The sequence below is a fragment of the Paenibacillus sp. CFBP 13594 genome, from assembly GCF_014842675.1.
GTDB lineage: Bacteria > Bacillota > Bacilli > Paenibacillales > Paenibacillaceae > Paenibacillus > Paenibacillus amylolyticus_B.
The window spans coordinates 212,580-232,674 of the sequence record NZ_JACYVQ010000009.1 but is presented as its reverse complement, the minus strand read 5'-3'; the positions used below and the strand labels follow the sequence as shown (position 1 = coordinate 232,674).

The 20,095-nt window shown below is 48.6% G+C and carries 18 protein-coding genes; 8 read left to right on the top strand and 10 right to left on the bottom strand.

The annotated features are described in order from the left end of the window. The first annotated feature begins 208 nt into the window (after window positions 1-208). The 3 genes from IFU39_RS33455 (at window position 209) to IFU39_RS25565 (ending at window position 5,489) form a co-directional block, all read left to right on the top strand. Complete coding sequence (locus IFU39_RS33455) at window positions 209-2,212, top strand: heparinase II/III domain-containing protein (protein WP_192135639.1); 2,004 nt, start codon at window positions 209-211, stop codon at window positions 2,210-2,212. Continuing rightward, window positions 2,209-4,188 carry a glycosyl hydrolase gene (locus IFU39_RS25570; protein WP_192135637.1) on the top strand — a complete coding sequence of 660 codons (1,980 nt, stop codon included), beginning with the start codon at window positions 2,209-2,211 and terminating at the stop codon, window positions 4,186-4,188. The genes IFU39_RS33455 and IFU39_RS25570 overlap by 4 nt, the downstream gene beginning before the upstream one ends. Before the next feature lie 164 nt (window positions 4,189-4,352). Beyond that, window positions 4,353-5,489: a glycoside hydrolase family 88 protein gene (locus tag IFU39_RS25565; protein ID WP_192135635.1), complete on the top strand. Its 1,137-nt coding sequence runs from the start codon at window positions 4,353-4,355 to the stop codon at window positions 5,487-5,489. Window positions 5,490-5,660: 171 nt separating this feature from the next. On the opposite strand, the gene IFU39_RS25560 is transcribed toward IFU39_RS25565, so the two are convergent. Continuing rightward, entirely contained in the window at window positions 5,661-6,266 is a 606-nt protein-coding gene (locus IFU39_RS25560) for a methyltransferase domain-containing protein (protein ID WP_091019980.1), read from the bottom strand. 210 nt (window positions 6,267-6,476) lie between these two features. Here IFU39_RS25560 and IFU39_RS25555 point away from each other — a divergent pair, with 210 nt between their 5' ends. Then, window positions 6,477-8,849, top strand: a complete 2,373-nt coding sequence (locus IFU39_RS25555; protein WP_192135634.1) for an Ig-like domain-containing protein — start codon at window positions 6,477-6,479, stop codon at window positions 8,847-8,849. Between the two features lie 160 nt (window positions 8,850-9,009). Here the strand turns inward: IFU39_RS25555 and IFU39_RS25550 are convergent, their stop codons facing one another. The 6 genes from IFU39_RS25550 to IFU39_RS25525 form a co-directional block, all read right to left on the bottom strand. Then, a complete protein-coding gene (locus IFU39_RS25550; protein ID WP_017691072.1) occupies window positions 9,010-9,555 on the bottom strand; it encodes a chromate transporter in 546 nt (181 codons plus the stop codon). Window positions 9,556-9,557: 2 nt separating this feature from the next. Then, a complete protein-coding gene (locus IFU39_RS25545; protein WP_074093159.1) occupies window positions 9,558-10,145 on the bottom strand; it encodes a chromate transporter in 588 nt (195 codons plus the stop codon). Between the two features lie 12 nt (window positions 10,146-10,157). Continuing rightward, window positions 10,158-10,652 carry an Lrp/AsnC family transcriptional regulator gene (locus IFU39_RS25540; protein WP_192135632.1) on the bottom strand — a complete coding sequence of 165 codons (495 nt, stop codon included), beginning with the start codon at window positions 10,650-10,652 and terminating at the stop codon, window positions 10,158-10,160. Window positions 10,653-10,923: 271 nt separating this feature from the next. Then, window positions 10,924-12,039 carry a PAS domain-containing sensor histidine kinase gene (locus tag IFU39_RS25535; RefSeq protein WP_192135631.1) on the bottom strand — a complete coding sequence of 372 codons (1,116 nt, stop codon included), beginning with the start codon at window positions 12,037-12,039 and terminating at the stop codon, window positions 10,924-10,926. Continuing rightward, window positions 12,032-12,682: a response regulator gene (locus IFU39_RS25530; RefSeq protein ID WP_192135630.1), complete on the bottom strand. Its 651-nt coding sequence runs from the start codon at window positions 12,680-12,682 to the stop codon at window positions 12,032-12,034. Before IFU39_RS25530 ends, IFU39_RS25535 begins: the two co-directional genes overlap by 8 nt. 109 nt (window positions 12,683-12,791) lie before the next feature. Further along, window positions 12,792-13,223: a GAF domain-containing protein gene (locus IFU39_RS25525; RefSeq protein ID WP_091019986.1), complete on the bottom strand. Its 432-nt coding sequence runs from the start codon at window positions 13,221-13,223 to the stop codon at window positions 12,792-12,794. 373 nt (window positions 13,224-13,596) lie between these two features. On the opposite strand from IFU39_RS25525, the gene IFU39_RS25520 reads away from it, so the two are divergent. Then, window positions 13,597-14,373, top strand: coding sequence for a Crp/Fnr family transcriptional regulator (locus tag IFU39_RS25520; RefSeq protein WP_244661116.1), 777 nt, complete (start codon window positions 13,597-13,599; stop codon window positions 14,371-14,373). A gap of 161 nt (window positions 14,374-14,534) precedes the next feature. Here IFU39_RS25520 and IFU39_RS25515 read toward each other — a convergent pair whose 3' ends face one another. The 3 genes from IFU39_RS25515 to IFU39_RS25505 all read right to left on the bottom strand — a co-directional run bounded on the left by IFU39_RS25515 (window position 14,535) and on the right by IFU39_RS25505 (window position 16,006). Beyond that, window positions 14,535-15,092 (bottom strand): GNAT family N-acetyltransferase, encoded by a 558-nt coding sequence (locus IFU39_RS25515; protein ID WP_091019996.1) that lies wholly within the window; start codon window positions 15,090-15,092, stop codon window positions 14,535-14,537. Between the two features lie 315 nt (window positions 15,093-15,407). Continuing rightward, window positions 15,408-15,563, bottom strand: coding sequence for a hypothetical protein (locus IFU39_RS25510; protein ID WP_017691064.1), 156 nt, complete (start codon window positions 15,561-15,563; stop codon window positions 15,408-15,410). 152 nt (window positions 15,564-15,715) lie between these two features. Beyond that, window positions 15,716-16,006 (bottom strand): hypothetical protein, encoded by a 291-nt coding sequence (locus IFU39_RS25505; RefSeq protein ID WP_143786580.1) that lies wholly within the window; start codon window positions 16,004-16,006, stop codon window positions 15,716-15,718. 227 nt (window positions 16,007-16,233) lie between these two features. On the opposite strand from IFU39_RS25505, the gene IFU39_RS25500 reads away from it, so the two are divergent. From IFU39_RS25500 to IFU39_RS25490, 3 genes are all read left to right on the top strand, one after another. Beyond that, complete coding sequence (locus tag IFU39_RS25500; RefSeq protein WP_244661123.1) at window positions 16,234-17,748, top strand: DUF6359 domain-containing protein; 1,515 nt, start codon at window positions 16,234-16,236, stop codon at window positions 17,746-17,748. Window positions 17,749-17,963: 215 nt separating this feature from the next. Then, window positions 17,964-18,593, top strand: a complete 630-nt coding sequence (cdaS, locus tag IFU39_RS25495) for a sporulation-specific diadenylate cyclase CdaS (RefSeq protein ID WP_192135629.1) — start codon at window positions 17,964-17,966, stop codon at window positions 18,591-18,593. A 287-nt stretch (window positions 18,594-18,880) separates the two neighbouring features. After that, window positions 18,881-19,987 carry a Glu/Leu/Phe/Val family dehydrogenase gene (locus IFU39_RS25490; RefSeq protein WP_091020001.1) on the top strand — a complete coding sequence of 369 codons (1,107 nt, stop codon included), beginning with the start codon at window positions 18,881-18,883 and terminating at the stop codon, window positions 19,985-19,987. Window positions 19,988-20,095 lie beyond the last annotated feature (108 nt).

Here is a 20,095-nt window from a genome sequence, read left to right as displayed (position 1 = left end):
TATGAGATAGTCATAAAAAGCCTGTGGACAGGCAGAATGTAACGGAGGACCTGACGAAGGTTCTTCGTTTTTTTTGTGTTGGGAAGGAGAAGGACGTCACGTCGTGGAAAGGGTTCTAATGGATAATTCTTCAAAAGTGCTATTATATCCGGTAAAATGAAATCGATTACATTATAATGTGAGTATGACAATCCATTAACGAAGAGTGGTGAATCCAGTGGAAGATTCCATTCACGAAGTCGAAAATGAAAATATAATTCAACGTGGAAACGAGAGCAGAACATTGAGTTCCTTAAGTGCCGACAGACTCTTGGAGAAGTTATCCCGGCCTGATTTGGCTTCGTTATACACAGACTTGAAGGCTTACGCTGAACGTGCCTTGAAAGAACCCATGCCTTCCTTGTCGTTCCGTATATATCGACAGTTCAGTGATATGGGTGAGCGAAAAGCCTATGAAGAGGCTTATTTCGATCGAAGGGGCAGACTTGCTGCTGTGGCGATGCTCGCATTAGACACAGCTAGGCCGGATGCACTGCAGGCGCTGGAAGAAATGTTGTGGGACGTGTGTGGTGAGTATACGTGGTGTTTGCCCGCGCATCTAGGTACGGGGGGGGTCAACCAAGTGAATGGGAACATCGATCTGTTCGCCGCAGAGACAGTACATATGCTGGCCGAGATGGTGACCATTCACGCCGAGCGGCTGGATCGCCTTGTCATAGAGCGAATCAGGTCTGAGGCAGAGCGGCGAATCTTCATCCCGCTATACCGGGAGCAACGGAAGTTCCACTGGCAGACAGCGGATCACAACTGGTCGGCGGTCTGTGGTGGCTGCTGTGGCATGGCTGCATTGTTACTGCTCGAGGATGAGTTCACACTACAGGAATCGATCTCCCATACGGTCAGCTGTATGAACGCATTCTTGAGCGGATATGGCGAGGATGGCGGCTGTGCCGAAGGCATTGGATATTGGGTATATGGCTTTGGTTATTTCACCTATTATGCCGAGATGCTTCGTGAATATAGTGAGGGCGAACTAAATCTGCTGACGGGTTCCAAAATAACAGCTATCGCAGCCTTCCCGCTACGAGTTCATCTGTCGGGTGGCACATTCGTGAATTATTCGGACAGTGCCGAGCAGGAAGAGATCCCTTCCGGATTGCTTTCCCTGCTTGCATCCCGTGTTGGGTTGCAGGTGGACTTGCCGCTTCATATTCCACTGTTTACTGATGATCCATGTCATCGCTGGGCTCATCTGTTGCGGAACGTGATGTGGAGCGATCCGGCAGTGTATGGTGGTGAAGGTGCCTCTGGGCAGTTTGAGCGGGGATTTATTTTTCAAAATCTGGGCTGGATGATTGCAAAAGGCTCGCTTGATTCTCCAGATACAAAACGTACAAATGGCGGACCTCTTCAGGTGGCTATTTCCGTTAAAGGCGGACATAACGATGAACCTCACAACCATAATGATCTGGGGCAGTTCATTATCCATTGCGGTGGTGAGAATATTCTGTGTGATCCAGGAGCAGGGTTGTATACCCAAGCGTATTTTGCGCCAGGCAGAGAGCAGTTGTTACACATCTCATCATCCGGGCATAACGTTCCGCTCATTGAAGGTCAGGAGCAATGCTCCGGTCGGCAAGCGCAAGCCCATGTGTTAGAGGGGAAGCTGGCAGAGGGTGGCGGTGAGCTGAATACAACATTGGATCTGACATCCGCTTACTCTGGAGCTGCTTCACTGGCTCGTTATACGCGCCAATTTCATTGGAAGATGGCTTCTGACGGTAGCGGGAATGGAGCGGAATTGCGTCTCATTGACCGTTTTCAATGGAAGAACAGGATGGTGTCTTCGGCTGATCGATCATCTTCGGTGGATAATTCAGATTCACATGCAGAGTTTTCAAGTGTTGTTGAACGATGGATGAGTAGAGTACAGCCTGAAGTGGTGAAGAGCGGTAATCTTCGCTGGCAAGGCGTACATGGAACGGTCCATATGACGTATGATGCGAACCAGTGGCAAGTCCTTACGGAGGCAATAGACACAGTTGATCATGATAATGTACCAGTCAAATTCTATCGAACGTCACTATCATGGACAGGTGTGATTAATGAGACTGATGTTCGGATAGAAAGTTCTGATCTGATTGAAACGGTATGTGAGGTACACTTCAGCATTGAACCGAAAAATGGGAGAAACCGAGGTGAGCATACGTGAGTAAATATACATCTGCGTCCACATATCCATGGAAAGACGAACTCGAACGTTACCGTTCATTGGCAGAGCAAGCGGGCCCTCCTCCGGCAGACGGCTGGAATAGGGAGCGCAAGTTGGCACTTGTTGAGAGTGTTGTTCGCGCTTACACGCCATATCAGGACAGCCAGGGTGCAATTATCGACCCGTTCTCGGGTGTGGAGAGATATTATTCTACACCGGCCTATGCGATGGCTGCGGCAGTTCTGGTTGATGCGGGACGTACAGATCTGCTGGATTCCGCAGCGGCAGCCCTCTCACAGAGCATGGATGCCGTGGTCAAAGGTAGCGTACCTGACAATCACCCTGATTTTTATCCAGTGCTCATGATGAGAGCTTACATGTTGTTGAAGTCATATCTGCCGGAACAAGCGAAGATTTGGGCTGAGGCGCTCAAGACAATCGATCCTGAACAAGATTATGTATTTACGATGAGCAAGATGAACAATCCCAATCGCATGATCAACTGGAACGCGATTATGATCTCTGGCGAATACCTGCGGTGGCGTGAACAGCTGGCGAGTGAGGATACAAGGTGGATGGATCGTTATCTGGAAGCCTATCATGTACCTCGATTTACGGCACTTGGATTATATCAGGATGGACCGCTGGATCGACCGAATTGTCCATTTTCCTATGATATTGCCACCCGTTATCACCTTGGGGTGATGCTTGAAGCAGGTTACGGGGGAGCCACTGCCGATACGTTACGTGAGCATCTTCGCCATGGTGCGTTCAGCTCGCTGCTGACGCTATCTCCGCTAGGTGAGATTCCACCGCGTGGTCGCAGCTCTCAGCACCAATGGAATGAAGCGGCTGCGGCTTATGTATGCTCCACACATGCAACACTAGCTTTGCAGGCGGGAGATCCGGTGATGGCGGGTGCTTTTGCACGTGCGGCCAATCGGTGTTTTGCTGCTGTTGAGCGCTGGAAGATGGATAATGGACGTTTGAAAATCGTGCGCAATGAATACGCTCCAGAAGATCGGCACGGGTATGAAATCTATACCAACCATACCTGTTACAACCTGTGGACGGCAGCAGCGCTGGCCCAAGCTTGTCTCAGTGATCCGGGAGACGATGTGGGCGAAGTGTACCTTCCTTCCGAGTTAGGCAGCAGGGTTTTGCAGACCGATGGGTGGTTTGAAACTGTGATTGCTTCCATACCTGGTCAGCAACTGGTATTACACACGGCGATGAATGATCCGTATACGATTCCTGGTTTGGTACGGATTCAGCAGATGGGGTTACCTGGTCTGATTGGTCCGTCCGCTGCCAGCCATGTGCAGGCCGGGTTTACGGAATTTGCCGAAGGGGAGGTCCGTCCGCTCAGCTACTGTCCTGCCTGGAAGACACCAGATGGGGTATGGCACAGTCTTGCAGAGGGGATTTCATCCGGTGGTGCATATGATCGTGACATTGGATTAGACCCTGCTCAGGGAGGAGGGTCAATAGTGTATGAGAAGGTGGACCATGATACCCGGAATCAAGTGGAACAGCACCTGGCGGAAAGAGCGTCAGAAGATGGCGTAAATGCCTTGGAGAATGCTTTTGCCGTGACATGGGTCGGTCCATTACCCGGAATTGAAACATTGCGTACCCATTATGTGCAACAGGCGGATGTGCTGACTATAACGTATGAATTCGAAGGTGAGATTGCGGCGGCGGGTGCACTCATTCCATTGATGTTCCATGATGGTCGTGAACAGGCGGTAATTACCCATGCGGATCATAGCGTACGAACGGAGTATCGAGGAGCATATGTAGAATCTACAGCGCTGGATCAGGAAGCCATTATTCATCTGGAGGAACAGGCTGTGGCTTCACGTAATGGGTTGCTGAAGGAAGCGCGGATTGAAGTGAACGGAGCACGTAGTCTGTCATTTACGATCCGATTGGGCGAGGTTGCACATGAAGGTGTTCAGGTCGAGGATCATTAGATCTCGAAACATCTCGAATCATAGTTAAAAGTGTTATTCGTGGATGATTAGTGATATTTAACGGATAGATATAGTAGTTACGGCGTACGACGCTATAGATAAGTTGAGGATGAGCTGGAGCATCAAGAACGGTGTCCGGTATTGAATCGAGGAGGGATATGTTCATGAACACATCAACGTCGGTAAAATGGCTCGAGGAAGCGTGGCAACAGGGAGCTGCCAAGACAATTCGGAATGCAAAGCGGATCAAGGATACTTTTCCACACATTGCTCCGCAGGGGACGTATGACCGGAATGATCCGGAATGGTGGACAGCAGGTTTCTGGCCTGGATTGTTATGGCTAGTCTATGGGGATACGCCGGAAAGTGAAGCGGTCGCTCCGTTACATCGCATTGCCGAAAGCTGTGAGCGGCAACTGGAGGGGTGTCTGCGTGATCCTGAATCAGTGGATCACGATCTGGGGTTCATCTGGCTGCTTAGTGGCGTAGCCAACTACCGCCAGACGGGCAGCATGGATGGACGGCGGCGTGGCATGCTTGCCGCCAATCTGCTCGCTGCCCGGTTCCACGTGCGCGGTGAGTTCATCCGCGCCTGGAACTTCAGCTCGTCAGCAATGGATACGCGCGGCGTAGCCATCATTGACAGCATGATGAACCTTCCGCTGCTCTACTGGGCATCCGAGCAGAGCGGCGACCCTCGCTTCCGCTGGCTGGCGGAAGCTCATGCGGACACCGTGGCGCGCGAATTCATCCGCGCTGACGGGTCCATCTGCCACGTGGTGGAGTTTGATCCACACACGGGGCAGAAGCTGCGAGAGCATGGCGGACAGGGCCATGCTCCAGGTTCCGCCTGGGCGCGGGGCACCGCCTGGGCGTTGCACGGGTTTGCGCTGTCTTTCCGGTATACGGGCGAAGCCCGATATCTGGAGACAGCGGAGCGTGCGGCCGATTTCTTCCTCGCCATGCTTGGCGAAGAGATCGTGCCGATGTGGGATTTCCGCGCACCTGCGGAGCATCAGGTGGCGTGGGACTCGTCCGCTGCGGCGATTGCCGCGAGCGGGTTGCTTGAGCTGGCGAAGCTGTCGCCACGCGGGGAAACCTATGCCGTCGCGGGAGAGCGCATCGTCCGCGGGTTGCATGAGCACTATAGCTCCGGCGACTCGGCAGCGGAAGAAGGTCTGATCATGCAGGGGACGGTACATTACCCGGAAGGACGAGGGTTGAATGTGCCGATTATATACGGCGATTATTTCTATATGGAAGCGCTGGCGAAGCTGCGTGGACATGCGGGGTTATTTTAAAGAGGAAATAAGAACGATACAAACGATCATCACCTGTCCGCCTGAGGCTGTATCCAATAGGAGGAACGATATTCCCTCTATTGGAGGCGGCGTATACTTAAGCTTGATCTAGGAATAGACCAATCATATCAGCGGACAGGCTTATGATAACTTTATGAAAAGAATCACTTTTCACTTCGAAGGCGTACGTCTCAGGATGACAAAGTCGGCAGAAGATTGATCTGGATAGCGCTGCGGAATAATCTCATGAACTTTGAAATCAGGGTAGTCGAAGAGATATTCGAACAGATTACGGTCCTGGATTGTATCAATCCCCGGGTTGCCGTTTTCTTTCAAACGGGTGTAAAGCACCACCCATGCTGTTGAGGAGTGCAGAATATCATAGAGGGTATTACGAAAATCCGTTTCATCCGTGATGTGATATAACACATCCAGACAGACCGTCAGATCGGCTTGCAGGAAACCTCGGTTAATCCATAGTCCTGGTGTATACAGCATGAAACTCTTGGAAGAATCCTTGGCAAATTGGGAAGCACAACGCTTTACTGAAGAAGCCGCTACATCCACGCCCAGGTAGTCCTCATAATTCATGTATTGCAACTGGTTGCCATCCCCACATCCAAACTCAATGACACGATGAATCCCTTCACGTTGAATCAGTCCATTCACGACCTCGGCCTTGAATTCAGCCAAAACCCCGTATGAACCCCTCCCGGAAGTTTCACCCGAACGATATGTTTCCTCCCAATACCCGATGTAATCAAAAGGCTGACGCATTATGTTTCCTCCAATCCTGTTAAAAGAAGTTCAAGACAGTCAATATACATAGGTATGCGCAATATTCGCAGGTATGATCGGTTGAAACAGGAATAGAAGATAAATTAATTTCCATAGAATCCCTGAAAATTTCCTGAAAGTCTAAACATCTGGAAAGGACTTGCCGACATAAAACATAAGGAAAAAAATGATGATAATCGGGGGGAAATGATGTTAAAGCCAAGATTGACCAAGTACATGGTGATGATGCTGGTGTTGATGCTGAGTATTTCCAACGTAGGCTTGGCCGCTGCGGCAGACAAAGAACTGTCCAAAATTGTGGTTTCCAAGAATGAGATGTCGCTCGAAGTTGGTGATTCTGGGTCTGTTACGGTGACAGGGGTATATTCAGATAATACCTCGGCTAATGTAACGATTAGTACAACCTGGAGTAGCGAAGACACTTCGATAGCAACTGTATATAATGGTGCAATCACGGCCAAAAAGGAAGGTAAAGCGACGATTACCGCAGCTTACCAGGGTCAGAGTCAGACCGTTCAAGTGAAAGTGACAAAGAAGGTCAAAGCCCTTTCGAAAAACGTGCAAAGTCTGGATTTGCGCACGGGAGATACAAAAGAAATTATTTTGACAGCAACCTATAGTGACAATGAAACAAATAATGCAGCAGCAAGTACGGCAGAATGGTCTACCAGTGATGAGAAGGTTGCTACCGTTGTGAATGGTAAAGTAACTGGACAAAGCGCGGGTACGGCAGTTATTACTGCGAAAGTTGGCAGCCAGAGCGTGACTGTGGATGTTAACGTTGAAGTGGTTAAACGTGTAGATGTAGATAAACAACAGGTTAACCTGTTGTTGAACAAAAGTGAAAGTGTGAAAGTGACAGCTACGTATCCAGATGGCACAACCAAAGATGTAACCGATCTGGCGGAATGGACGTCCAGCAATGAGAAGGTCGCAGACGTTCTTAAAGGTGAAATTACAGGATACTCGGCAGGTTCTGCCAAGATTACAGCCAAATACGGTACAAAATCCGTATCCGTTGACGTGGATGTGGATCTGACCAGCAAGCTGAGTGTGGAGAAACAAAGTATTTTCTTCCGTTTGAGCGAGACAACCAAAACGGCTAATGTCGTTGTAACGGCTTCGTATCCAAACAGCAGCGATGTGAATGTAACGGATCAGGCAACATGGACATCCAGCAACGAGAAGGTTGCAACGGTGTTCAAGGGACAGATCACAGCGATTAGTGCAGGTTCAACAACGATCAAAGCAACCTATAGTGGAAAAACTGTAGAAATTGCTGTAGATGTAGATACGGCAAGATATCTGGATATCAAAGATGTAAATGACAAACTCGCCATGAGTGTTACAGGTGATAACAAGTCCAAGACATTGGTAGCCAATGCCGAATATATTGATGCCAGTACAGAAAATGTAACTTCCAAAGCAACATGGACTTCAAGCAATCCAGATGTTGTATATGTATCAAACGGTGATCTGATTGCATACAAATCCGGTACGGCTACGATCACTGTAGCTTATGGCGGTAAAACGGTTAAATTCACAGTGAATGTAGACGTAGCAGACAAGTATGAGATGGACAAGAAAAAAGCATCGGTAGCCGTTGGTGGAACGACTTCTGCCAAAGTACTGGCGTTGTATGGTGAAACATCCAAAGATGTATCTGAAGATGCAACTTGGAGCAGCAGCAGCGACAAAATCGCTGAGGTAGATAGCAAAGGGGTTATCACAGGTGTTGCTACAGGTAAAGTAACCATTACCGCGAAGATTGAAGGCAAAACACTGACTCTGCCTGTTGAAGTAGGTATGGCTAGTGGACTGGAAGCAGATGTGAACTTCGTTGTTCTGTCTGCCAAAGAAACTCAGACGATCCTTCTAACAGGTACGGATGAGGACGGCAACACGTTGGATGTAACATCCGAAGCAACCTGGAAATCCAGCAACTCACGTGTAGCGGATGTGAAAAAAGGCGTGATCACAGGTAACAGCAGTGGTAAAGCCAACATCACAGCAGAATATGGTTCCAAAAAAGTGACGATCCAAGTTGAAGTGGATGTCATCTCACGTATTGAAGCTTCCGAGCCGGTCCTTTCCCTGAAATCAGGCGATACAGCTGATCTGACGGTAACTGCCTTCTTGAGCGACGGTAGCGAGCGTGATGTTACGGACAAAGCTGAATGGAAAACGAACAGCTACAAAGTAGCTCAAGTGACCAAAGGTAAAGTCAAAGCTACAGGTTCAGGTAAAGCCAAAATCACAGCCAAATACGGTAGCAAGTCTGTAACGATTGCTCTAGATGTGGATACACTGAAATATTTGCAGACGGATAAAGTGACGTTGACCATGAAACCTGGTGAAAAGGTAACTGTGGCGGCTACTGCAACGTATGCTGATGGCAGTGAAGCTAATGTATCCAAACCGGCTCTCTGGAAATCTTCCCGTATTGCAACAGCATCGGTGAAAGATGGAATCATTCAGGCGAACGGCAAAGGTAAAGCAACAATTACGGTGACATTTGCAGGTGTGAAAACCAAAGTAACGGTAGTGGTTGAAGCGAAGTAATTGCTTTTCTTAATGTGAGCGTGAAACGCGCAAATAAAAAACGGTGATGCCAGCTAATAGCTGGTATCACCGTTTTTTGGTCTATAAACTAGAGCATGTCTTCAAGCGCTAACGAATCTGAAACGTCATATTCAGGGATCGTTCCCTGTAGGTTCTATAACTACATCGTGTGAGACAGTACCAGCGCACCATAGGCAAAAGCGATCACGATCAGAATGGCTGGGTGCAGCTTGGTCTTGGTCATGACCCAGAGCGAGATGCCTGCAATGATTAACGTCTGCCAGATGCCGATGGAATCAGTGGATAGCTGCCCGAATTCCCATGTAAGCAGAATCATAAGTACAGCGATAACAGGCTGCACGAGTAGGGTCATGCCTTTGACTTTCGGTGATGTGCGATGTTTGTTCAATAGACGAAGTAATATAATTAGTGCGGTTGCGGAAGGGACGATTGTGGCAAAACTTGCGATAAATGCCCCGAACCAGCCTGCCACGTGATACCCGACAAATGCAGCAATTTTGGTTGCAATCGGCCCGGGAAGGGCGTTACCAATCGCCAATACATCCCCGAATTGCTCTGTGGTCATCCATTGGTAATGGTTCACAATCTCTTCCTGCATGAGCGGAATCGAAGCCGGACCGCCCCCATATCCCAAGATGTTTGCTACGAAAAATCCCCAAAATAATTCCCACCAGGTCTGGAGCATCCTTAGGACACCCCCTTATCGGACTTGCCTTTGGACTTGAAGCGCTGGACTAGCTCCAGATGGAAGACACCATATCCAAGGAAAACCGCGATCACAATCCCCGGATGGATATCCAGCAGCTGTAATAGTACAAAGGCAATTACGCCGAATAGGGCGGCAAAAACTTTACCGAGTCCCTTCCAGGCTTTCATGGCAAATTCATAAGCCATCATGCCCAGCATGACAAAAATGACGGGCCTTACGGCCGCTACCATGCCTGCTACCACTTTCGACTCGCGTAGCGCGTACATGGAACCGAGCAGAGCAATGATGGCAATACTTGTCGGTAAAATGTGAGCGAGCACAGACACAATGGCGCCCAGAACACCTTTGGTTTTATAACCGAGATATGCGGCCATCTTGGTCGCGATGGGACCCGGCAGGGCGTTGGCGATAGCCAAAATCTCGCCGAACTCCTCATCACTGACCCATTTGTAACGCGTAACGGCTTCGTAACGGATTAACGGAATAACCGAAGGGCCACCGCCATATCCGAGAATTCCGGTCCGTACCATTCCGATGACGAGACCGTTGTAATCTTTCCAACCCATGCTGATTTCCTCCTAGAGTCTCATGCCCATCCGGCTTTTATAACGTTTCAACAATAGCTGTGATTCCACTTTGACGATACCCGGCATCTTATAGAGCTTCTCCAGCAAGAACTGCTCCATCTCTTCCATATCCGCAAAAATACCGTGCATGTGCAGGGTACTCGGGCCTGTCATATGATAAAGGCTGGTGACGGCTGGCTCTTCATCCAGTTTCTCAGCGACTTCATCCAGGAAGGGCGGTTCGACATCGACATTGAAAAAGGCCGAGACCTGAAGCCCAACCTTGCCAGGGTTGATTACAACGGTGAAGCGTTCGATGATTCCTTTTTCGGATAACGCATTAATGCGTGCCTGAACGGCTACACGCGACAACCCGATCTGTGTGCCCAGATCCGTATAGGATATCCGGCTGTTTTTGTGAAGTACGGCAATAATTTTACGATCCATCTCGTCCAGATTGTACATTTGCGGAATTTCTCCCCCTTTGGAGGAGCGTTTCTCTGACATGTTGACCATCCTTTTCTTTCGCTATATGAAATGAACAATGAAATTTTACTGAATATACAATGTGTATGTGGCATTCATAGTTTAATGACGAATCGTAACTGGAGTCAATCTATTTATCATGATTATTGAATTTAACCGATTTTGAGCCTTCATTTTGTCATTTCGACCAATCGGAAAATAAAAAGACCACTCGCACAGTCCAATAGCGAGCAGCCGTTAAATAATAGATAAGCTGAAGTGAAGCGCAAAGTGTGATACGAAGCATGTCCGCTTATGCTTGGGCTGTCTTGGGCAATAAAAGGGTAACGGTGGTCCCTTCGCCAGGCTCGGAAGATACTCTTAACGTTCCTCCTGCACCACGGGCACGCTCTTCCATACTGAACAATCCAACGCCATTCCCAGCAGTTGCTTCGCTGAATCCGGCACCCTGGTCTTCAATAATAACCATCGTCATGTTCTCAGCGTCTTCTATAGTAACACGTGCCTCGGCAACATCGGCATACTTCGCGACATTGGTTAAGGCTTCCTGAATAATCCGGTAGATGGCTATCTCCCGGTTCATCTCCAGTCGTTTGTGCAAATTACATTCCAGATCAACTTCGATACCGTAGTGACGGGTGTAATTCTCGATATACGTACGAATCGCCGGAACAACACCCAGGTCATCCAGAACGGATGGTCTCAGTTCCCATGCCATACCGCGTACATCTTCCATAATACCCGTGACCTGCTTACGAAGGGCTTCAACTCCGGGGTGAGGCTGGTCTGCCAGCAGTCGGTCCATCTGAATCACCAGAGAGAAGAGACTCTGTCCAATCCCGTCATGCAGTTCACGCGAGATCCGGCGACGTTCCTCTTCCTGAATGTTCATCACTTGGGACATCATCTTTTGCAATTCGGCTTCGACGGATTTTAACTTGGTGACTTCACTACGTACAGCCAGGTATTGATATGGCTCGCCGTCGTTATCAAGGAAAGGCACGATGGTGGTGTTGACCCAATAATGACTGCCATCTCTGGCACGATTGAGAATTTCTCCGTTCCATACCTTACCTGAGGATATCGTGTCCCACAGGTTTTTCATAAAGGTTTTGCCATGGTATCCGGAATTAATGATTCGATGATCCTTACCGATCAGTTCCTCGCGCTCATACTGCGAGATTTCACAGAATTTATCATTCACATACTGGATTTTACCCTTGCGGTCTGTCAGGGCTACAATGGAGGATTCATCCAAGGCAAATTTCAGGTCACTCAGTTGATGCAGGGAACCCTTCAACCTGCTGCGAAATTCATTATCCGTAATGTGATTATCGATTTCGTTCAGCAGAAGGCGTACGGGCTGGTCTGCGAGTCCACTTAGTCTGTTCTTGCGTGCACTACTCAAAGTTCAGCAACCCCTTTTTCATGGCGAATTTCACCAGTTCCGGTCGTGTGCGCAGGCCAAGCTTCTCCATCAGATTGCTTTTGTGGGATTCGACCGTTTTGACACTGATGATCAGATGTTCGGCGATTTCCTTGTTGGCGTAACCTTTGGCAATCCAGGACAAAATCTCTTTCTCCCGCTCGGATAACGTGTCATACGGTCCAGCGTTTTCCTGTTTGGCTTTGTCCAGATATTCACTCATCAGCCGCTTGGTCGCACTGGGGTACAGATAGGCGCTACCCTCTGCTACGGAACGAATTGCGGCAAGCAATTCTTCATGCGGCGCACTTTTGAGTATATATCCGGATGCTCCCGCGTGGATGGCGCGGAACAGATATTCTTCATCGTCATGCATGGTCAGTATCAGAATGGAGACATCTGGCATCAATTTCTTCAATTCAGCGGTAACGGTCAGACCGTCTTTGCCTGGCGGCATGCTAAAATCCATCAAGACCACATCCGGTTTTAACTCTTGAGCTTTGGCAATGGCTTCATCACCATCTGCGGCATCCCCAACGATATGTATATCATTCTTTCCTTCAAGTAAAGCGATCAGCCCGGAACGCACGACAACATGGTCGTCTACAACTAATAGTTGAATCACATGATTTCCCCCTGTCCGCTTCCTTAGTTCTTTCTATATCATAACAAAAAAAGAAGCCATTCAGAGCTTTAATCTCCGAATAGCTTCTCTCACGCTCTAGTTCATACTTTTATCCAAATACCTTCGGCTGAAGATGTAGAGCAACTTGCTCCGTCTGCCGGATCATGTCCGGTGAGAAGGTGCAGGGCAGTCTGCTGCCAACGAGCAGCACGGCGCCAGGCACACTTCCTTCCTGGAACACAGGTACCGCTATGGCACTTACCAGCCGCTCAGCAAGCATTAACGGGCAACGACCAGGCGTATGCTCCCCGGTGGATTGGGCATCAGATCGAGCTGTGCGTCCAGTCCGAAGGGCTGTGCCCACCAGATCTTGTCCGGGGCGCATTTCCATGCGTCTCACCCGTTCATTACTAGCCCCAGAGGTAACCTTCCAGCGTAGCATCGTCCCGTTCAGACAGGCAAGTCCACAGAAGTCGCTGGATGTGTTCAGGCGCAGGCCGTCGATCATCTCCTGAATGCCAGATGGCAGTTCATCATGCATGAGAGGACACTTCCTTTTTCAGATTATAACGTACGTAACGGTGTAATCATTATCTTTAACCTTTTAGGATCATCTTAAAGTAAGGGTATTTCGATGTTAATTCTATTGTAGACCCTTTCTTATACATTGTAATTCAGGGAAAACCCCTATTTCCGCTCCGTAATCTACTGAACTTGGGCAGTGGAGGACTCCTGAATCAGGTGCACCAAGGGATTGAAGAAATGCGATGGATGAGGCATATCGGTGAAATGTGACTTTTCTCACAGCAAATTCAGGGAGTTTCTTGTCAATGATCAGGTAATCCCCCGATAACCCTGAGGCTACTTTCGCGATATGATGTATACATAAGGAATCACCGAGGGGGACGAAGGTTATGGGTACAGTATTTGTGGAAAGAACAACCCAGAGAACAGAGCAGAAACAAACGGAGGCGGGCAAAATGACACGAGAAACAGGCGGAATCCTTTCGTTCGTTACACCTGAGCAATGGGACCTGATTGAAGCAAGAATGCAACCCAAACGGGTGAAGTCGGGGTATAGTCTCTTTCTCGAAGGCGATGAAGCCGGATATCTGTACTACATTCGTTCGGGACGAGTAAAAATGACCAAGTCGACGGAGGATGGCAAAGAAATTATTTTATCCATTCAGCAAAGCGGCGATCTCATCGGTGAATTCGGCGGTATCGGTGGATTGAATCATAGCTATAGTGCAGAGATGGCGGAAAAAGGGGAACTGGCTATTATCTCGCTTGGCGATCTGGAAAATATACTCAGTAAACATGGCGACCTTGCCTTGAAATTCTTGCAATGGATGGCATTGTCGCAGCGGATCACCCAGTCGAGATTCCGTGATCTGCTGCTCTATGGCAAGGCGGGTGCACTGGCTTCGACACTGATTCGTGCCAGCAATTCGTATGGCAGGGTTACACCGGATGGTATTGTGCTGGACATGAAGCTGAACCATACCGATCTTGCCGAGATGATTGGAGCGACCCGGGAGAGTGTAACGCGGATGCTGGGGGCATGGAAGGAACAAGGTACGCTGGATATGATGGACGGCAAACTGATGATTCGTGACCTGGCAGCCCTGCGCTGTATGTGTGGATGTCCGACATTCCCAAGCTGCCCGGTAGAGCTGTGCCGGTTGTAAGGTAGATCGTTCCGGTGTTCCGAGTTGAGGGAAGCACAACGGTTGCATTCCCAAGGAACAAATTCGATTTGGATTCCAAATGAGGCTTCAAGGCTTCACCTCCATTGGCGATTGGGGTCGTTACGGAGTAAAAAGAAAAGCTGACGTCCCATATATGGGAGTCAGCTTTTTGTGTTTGTTTGAAATTGTTCATGTGCATATTCACCGGAGAGAATCGAATAGATGACAGAGTCATGAAAGGAACCTTTGTAGAACCAGTGCTCTCGCAACAGCCCCTCACGCTGCATACCGATTTTCTTCATGACGTTCTCCGAAGCAGTGTTATGCGGACGACATTTGGCATAAATCCGGTGGATGCCGAGTTCGTTGAAACCGAAGCCTAGTAGAGCACTGGATGCTTCGGCGGCATACCCTTTTCCTTGATAGGCGGGATTGAGGACGTAACCGATCTCTGCATTGGTTTTCTCCATCACGTGAATACCTACTCCGCCGAGGAGAGTTCCATCACTTTTCAAACATATCGCCAGCTCATAACCTTCTCGTGGTTGTGTTTGCTGCATGTCCAACACAAACTGCACGTACTCTCGCGTATCTTCTTCCGTATTCGGCCCCCATGCGGTATGTTGTGTGACTTCCGGCATGGAAGTATAGGCATGAATCCTCTCCCAATCGGTCTCCCGAATATCCCGGATGATCAGTCTCTCCGTCTCCAGTTGCATCGTTGTTCACTCCTATATCAATTGACTAGAGAATATTACACTTGCCACTCCGATGACAGAACAACCCTCCAATCGCTGTTACCCCCAGATTTTTTCGATTCCCTTTTTCAAAGGGGAAAATCCGGGGATAAAGGTGAGGTGTATGCTTCCGAAGCAGCTTTCTTTCAGAAAGCTTTTAGCTCCGCTTCTTCAGGTTATTTCTGTCCTCTCCGTTTCTCGTGTAAATGTTTAGATCAATTATATTGTAAAACAAAAATAGCCCAATAACCGATTCATGTAAAGAATGGGTTATGAGCTATGTAAGTATAAGGCATGCTATTGTGGTTGTTTACATTGAACTGCGGGATAAGTATACGCCAGCTTACGGATGATTTCCTTTTGCCATCTCGTATCACCCAGGTTGGTTGCCAGGTTCAGAAGATCCAAATAATCGTCAAGCTGCAGATCAGCCTTTTGCAGAGTTGTATTCATTCGATGTTCGTTCCCCTTTATCTATAAAATCGTAAAATCATATGCAGTAGAAAGTTACATGGAGACAAGTTCAAGAATGATAATCATTATCACGTTATATATTCATTATGCAATGAACGCTGGCAAAATGCAATATCAAGTCCGTAACGAAGTTAACTTTTTTCTGAAAATAGGCTCCTCCACATCACATAGGGAATGTACACACCGAGATATGCAGACGGATACAGGAACCAGCCATTCATTAGGAATTGATGAATCTCGGTGGTGAACGTGGTCATATGAGCATTCGTTGCATACACATCACCAGCGATGACGGTTGCCGCACTATAGAAGCAGAGCAATGCAAGGATGTGGAATAGCCGCGTAACCATTCGGGAACGAAGAGCAAGATAAACCATAATTAGCGGGATAACTAACAAGAGCACCAAAAATACCAATTTCATCATCGTTTTACTCCTTCGGAAAATGGGATTCTAATGATAGTCAGTATGGGCAATTGGATGCCATCTCAAAACTTTTTCAACAATTTTACAAAAAGAAAGAGGAATTCATCATATGAACAATTAAAATAAAGGAGGATAACCCATTATCAGGTAATTCGGAGGAGGAGAAAGGGAATATGAAGAAGGCGTTATGGCAGCATTGGATCGGGGCATTCCTGGTCTTTATCATGATGGCAACTGCACTGTTGGGGCCGGGTTCGCAGAGTCCGGTACAAGCTGCAGCACCACTTACGGTATCTCAGGCCATCGCTGCCCAGAGCGGTGGAGGAACAGCGACGGTTGAAGGAATCATTGTTGGACATGCTACCGGGTCACTTACCGCGAAGTTTACATCTCCGTATGCCAATGATTTTAATGTTCTGATTGCGGACTCAGCGTCAGAGCGAACTAACGCCAGATTATTGGATGTACAAGTTCCCGCATCTTTCCGTTCGCAATATGGACTGGCTTCCAATCCGAGTCTTGTAGGCAAAAAGATCATCGTAACCGGAACCCTCGGTGCCTACAACAGCTATGCAGGAGTCAAAAACCCAACGTCCATCACACTTTCCTCTGGAACAACCAATCCTGATCCAGAACCGAACCCGGGCACAACACTGCCGGACGGTACCGGCAAGAAAGTATTGTTCGATAATACCCACGCCCAGACAGCAGGTGCTGCCGACTGGATTATTGACGGGGCATTTTCGGATTTTGCCAATGGTTTGCGAAACGCAGGCTTTGCCGTGGATCAGCTGGAACGCAGCATCCCGTATACATTCGGTGAGCAAGCCATCACCTACAATAAATTGAAAGATTACCACGTCTTTGTCATTGGTGAAGCCAACGTGCCGTTCAAAGCGACAGAGCAGGCTGCGCTGGTGCAGTATGTGCAGAACGGAGGGAGCATTTTCTTCATCTCCGACCACTATAATGCAGACCGCAACAAAAACCGCTGGGATTCTTCCGAAGTATTCAACGGTTATCGCCGCGGTGCCTTCCTGAATCCAGCCAAAGGCATGTCTTCGGCTGAAGCCGAATCACCAGCGATGCAGAGTGTGACGAGTTCAGACTGGCTCGCGACGAACTTTGGTGTCCGTTTCCGTTACAATGCTCTTGGAGATGTAAATGCATCGGATATCGTTGCACCTGCACAATCCTTCGGCATTACGGCTGGTGTTAATTCTGTAGCCATGCATGCGGGATCGACTGTTGCGATTATAGACCCTAACAAGGCCAAAGGTTTGGTGTATGTACCAAGTGGTGTGTCCAAGTGGGGCAATGCCGTGGATCAGGGCGTATATAATGGTGGTGGACGAGCTGAAGGAGCCTATGCCGCCATTGCAAAGGTTGGTGCGGGCAAAGCCGCGTTTATCGGCGACTCTTCACCTGTGGAAGACGCGACTCCGAAATATTTGCGTGAAGAGACCGGTGCTACCAAGAAGACCTACGATGGATTCAAAGAAGTGGATGATGCAACGTTCCTTGTAAATACTGTGAAATGGCTCGCGGTCAAAGAGAGTTACACTAGTCTGGCACAAGTGCCAGGACTGACATTGGACACGGCAACAAGCCTGCTTCCGATCGAAGCTCCGGCTGCGTCTACCGAGCCGCAACTTGAGCCATGGGCTGCACCTGCGGCAGGGTACAAATGGTATGACCCGACCACATTTAAGGCAGGTTCATACGGAAAAGCACAATAAGTGAAATAGATATCATATCATCATGCCGAATAGGGCCTGACCGTGGAAGTTTGTTCGCGGACAGGTTTTTTTTTTGCTTATTATACAAAGTTGCAGTCATGACCATGATTAGCTCATACCGCACTGTCATGGTATATATACTTGCTCCTGAGGGGAAGGTATGGGTATTCAGGATGTGTGCGAGGCATTAAAAGAATTAAAGGAGGAGGCGACGTATGATGAATCGGCAAGCAGACTGTGACAGTTCCACGATGAGACACAAGCTCAAAGCGGATCTCCATCGTGTAGCAGAACGTATGAATCTGACGTTATCCCGGTTTGACAATGACAGTGCCTGTCTGCTGGGGCAATTTGCAGAGATTCGAGCGGAGATCAAGCAGATCGAGGTGCTCGCCTCGTCGTTTTATCTGGATTGTTATCTGTCACCCTTTACCGAGAAGTTTGCCGAATTAACATCGAGCGTACAGCATCTATCTGACCGGAGATATGGGGCACTAATTGTGATTGAACGGGAGATTCCGTTGGAGTCGATCATCCACTCAGGGGTGGCAGTGGATGCCAGAGTTACCCATGCGCTGCTTGAATCGCTGTTCATTCCCGGTGCACCATTGCATGACGGGGCCGTGTTGATTCGTGGCAATCAGATTGTATCCGCTGGTAATGTGCTGCCGTTGTCGCAAGCGGAAGTGCATGAACGAAAAATAGGCACTCGTCATCGGGCTGCATTGGGACTCAGTGAATTGACGGATGCGGTTGTACTGGTTGTCTCTGAGGAGACAGGACAGGCTTCATTTGCTGTGGATGGCGATTTGCATCCAATTAATGTGGTTGAGACGCTCTCTTAAATATGAACGATCAAGTGGCCTACTTGGGGCGATTAAGTTGATGCTGTTGAGGGAAGTGTACCTTTCTCCTGTAAGGGAGAGAGGCTTTTCTATTGATAGACGATAAAATTATAATCTGAAATTCGACCGCTTTGCTCTCGCCATATGAGAAACATCGATCGATGCTTCTCTGACATTGCGATGTGATTTTGCACAAACTGGGTATTCATGGGTACAATAGAGGATGGTCAATGAATAGAGAACAATGCGATTGGATCGCAAAAATGGTTGGAGGAGACGGTTAGCACATGAGTTGGTTTGAAGCAATGGAGCATCACGATTATGAGGAACTGGTTCTGTGCCAGGATCGAAATTCAGGGTTAAAAGCAATTATCGCCATACACGACACAACACTCGGCCCTGCGCTGGGAGGCACGCGGATGTGGACTTACGCTTCAGAAGAAGCCGCCATTGAAGATGCCCTGCGCCTTGCCCGTGGTATGACATATAAAAATGCGGTATCTGGCCTGAATCTGGGCGGTGGCAAAACCGTTATTATCGGAGATCCAAGGCGCGACAAAAACGAAGCAATGTTTCGGGCGTTTGGACGATATATTCAAGGATTGAACGGACGTTATATCACAGCCGAAGATGTGGGAACAACGGAAGAGGACATGAACCTGATCTATCAGGAAACGGACTATGTGACAGGCATCTCGGCGAGCTATGGTTCATCCGGTAATCCATCACCTGCAACGGCTTGGGGTGTATATCGTGGGATCAAGGCAGCAGCCAAAGAGGCATTTGGTACCGATCTGCTGGAGGGTAAAACGATAGCGGTCCAAGGTGTCGGCAATGTGGCGATGCATCTGTGCAAATATCTGTATGAGGAAGGTGCACATCTGATCGTTACGGATATCCATAAGGACTCGGTGAAACAGGCTGTGGACCGCTTCGGAGCGGCAGCAGTTGATCCCGCAGACATCACGAGTGTGGATTGCGATATCTATGCACCATGTGCACTGGGCGGCACGATTAATGATGATACACTCAAAACGCTCAAGGCGAAGGTTGTAGCGGGCTGTGCCAATAATCAGCTGCTGGAGACCCGTCATGGGGATCAGCTGTATGATATGGGCATTGTATATGCGCCTGACTATGTTATCAATGCAGGTGGCGTAATTAACATTGCGGATGAGTTGAACGGTTACAACGCGGATCGGGCGTGGACCAAGATCGGAGAGATCTATTCCACTCTGGAGAAAATATTCGAAAGCTCACGTACCGAGGGCATCGCTACCTATGTTGCCGCAGATCGTCTGGCTGAGCGACGAATCGAACAGATGAAGAATACGCGCAGTACATTCTTGCAGAATGGCCACCACGCATTGAGTTCCCGGAGATTGCGCAAGTAAACGGTATTGAATCATAAAAAACTTAAAACGGTCTGTTAGATAACGGCAACATCCATTCCAAGATGGATAGTCGATCTGACAGGCCATTTTTATGTTGCTATCAGAATT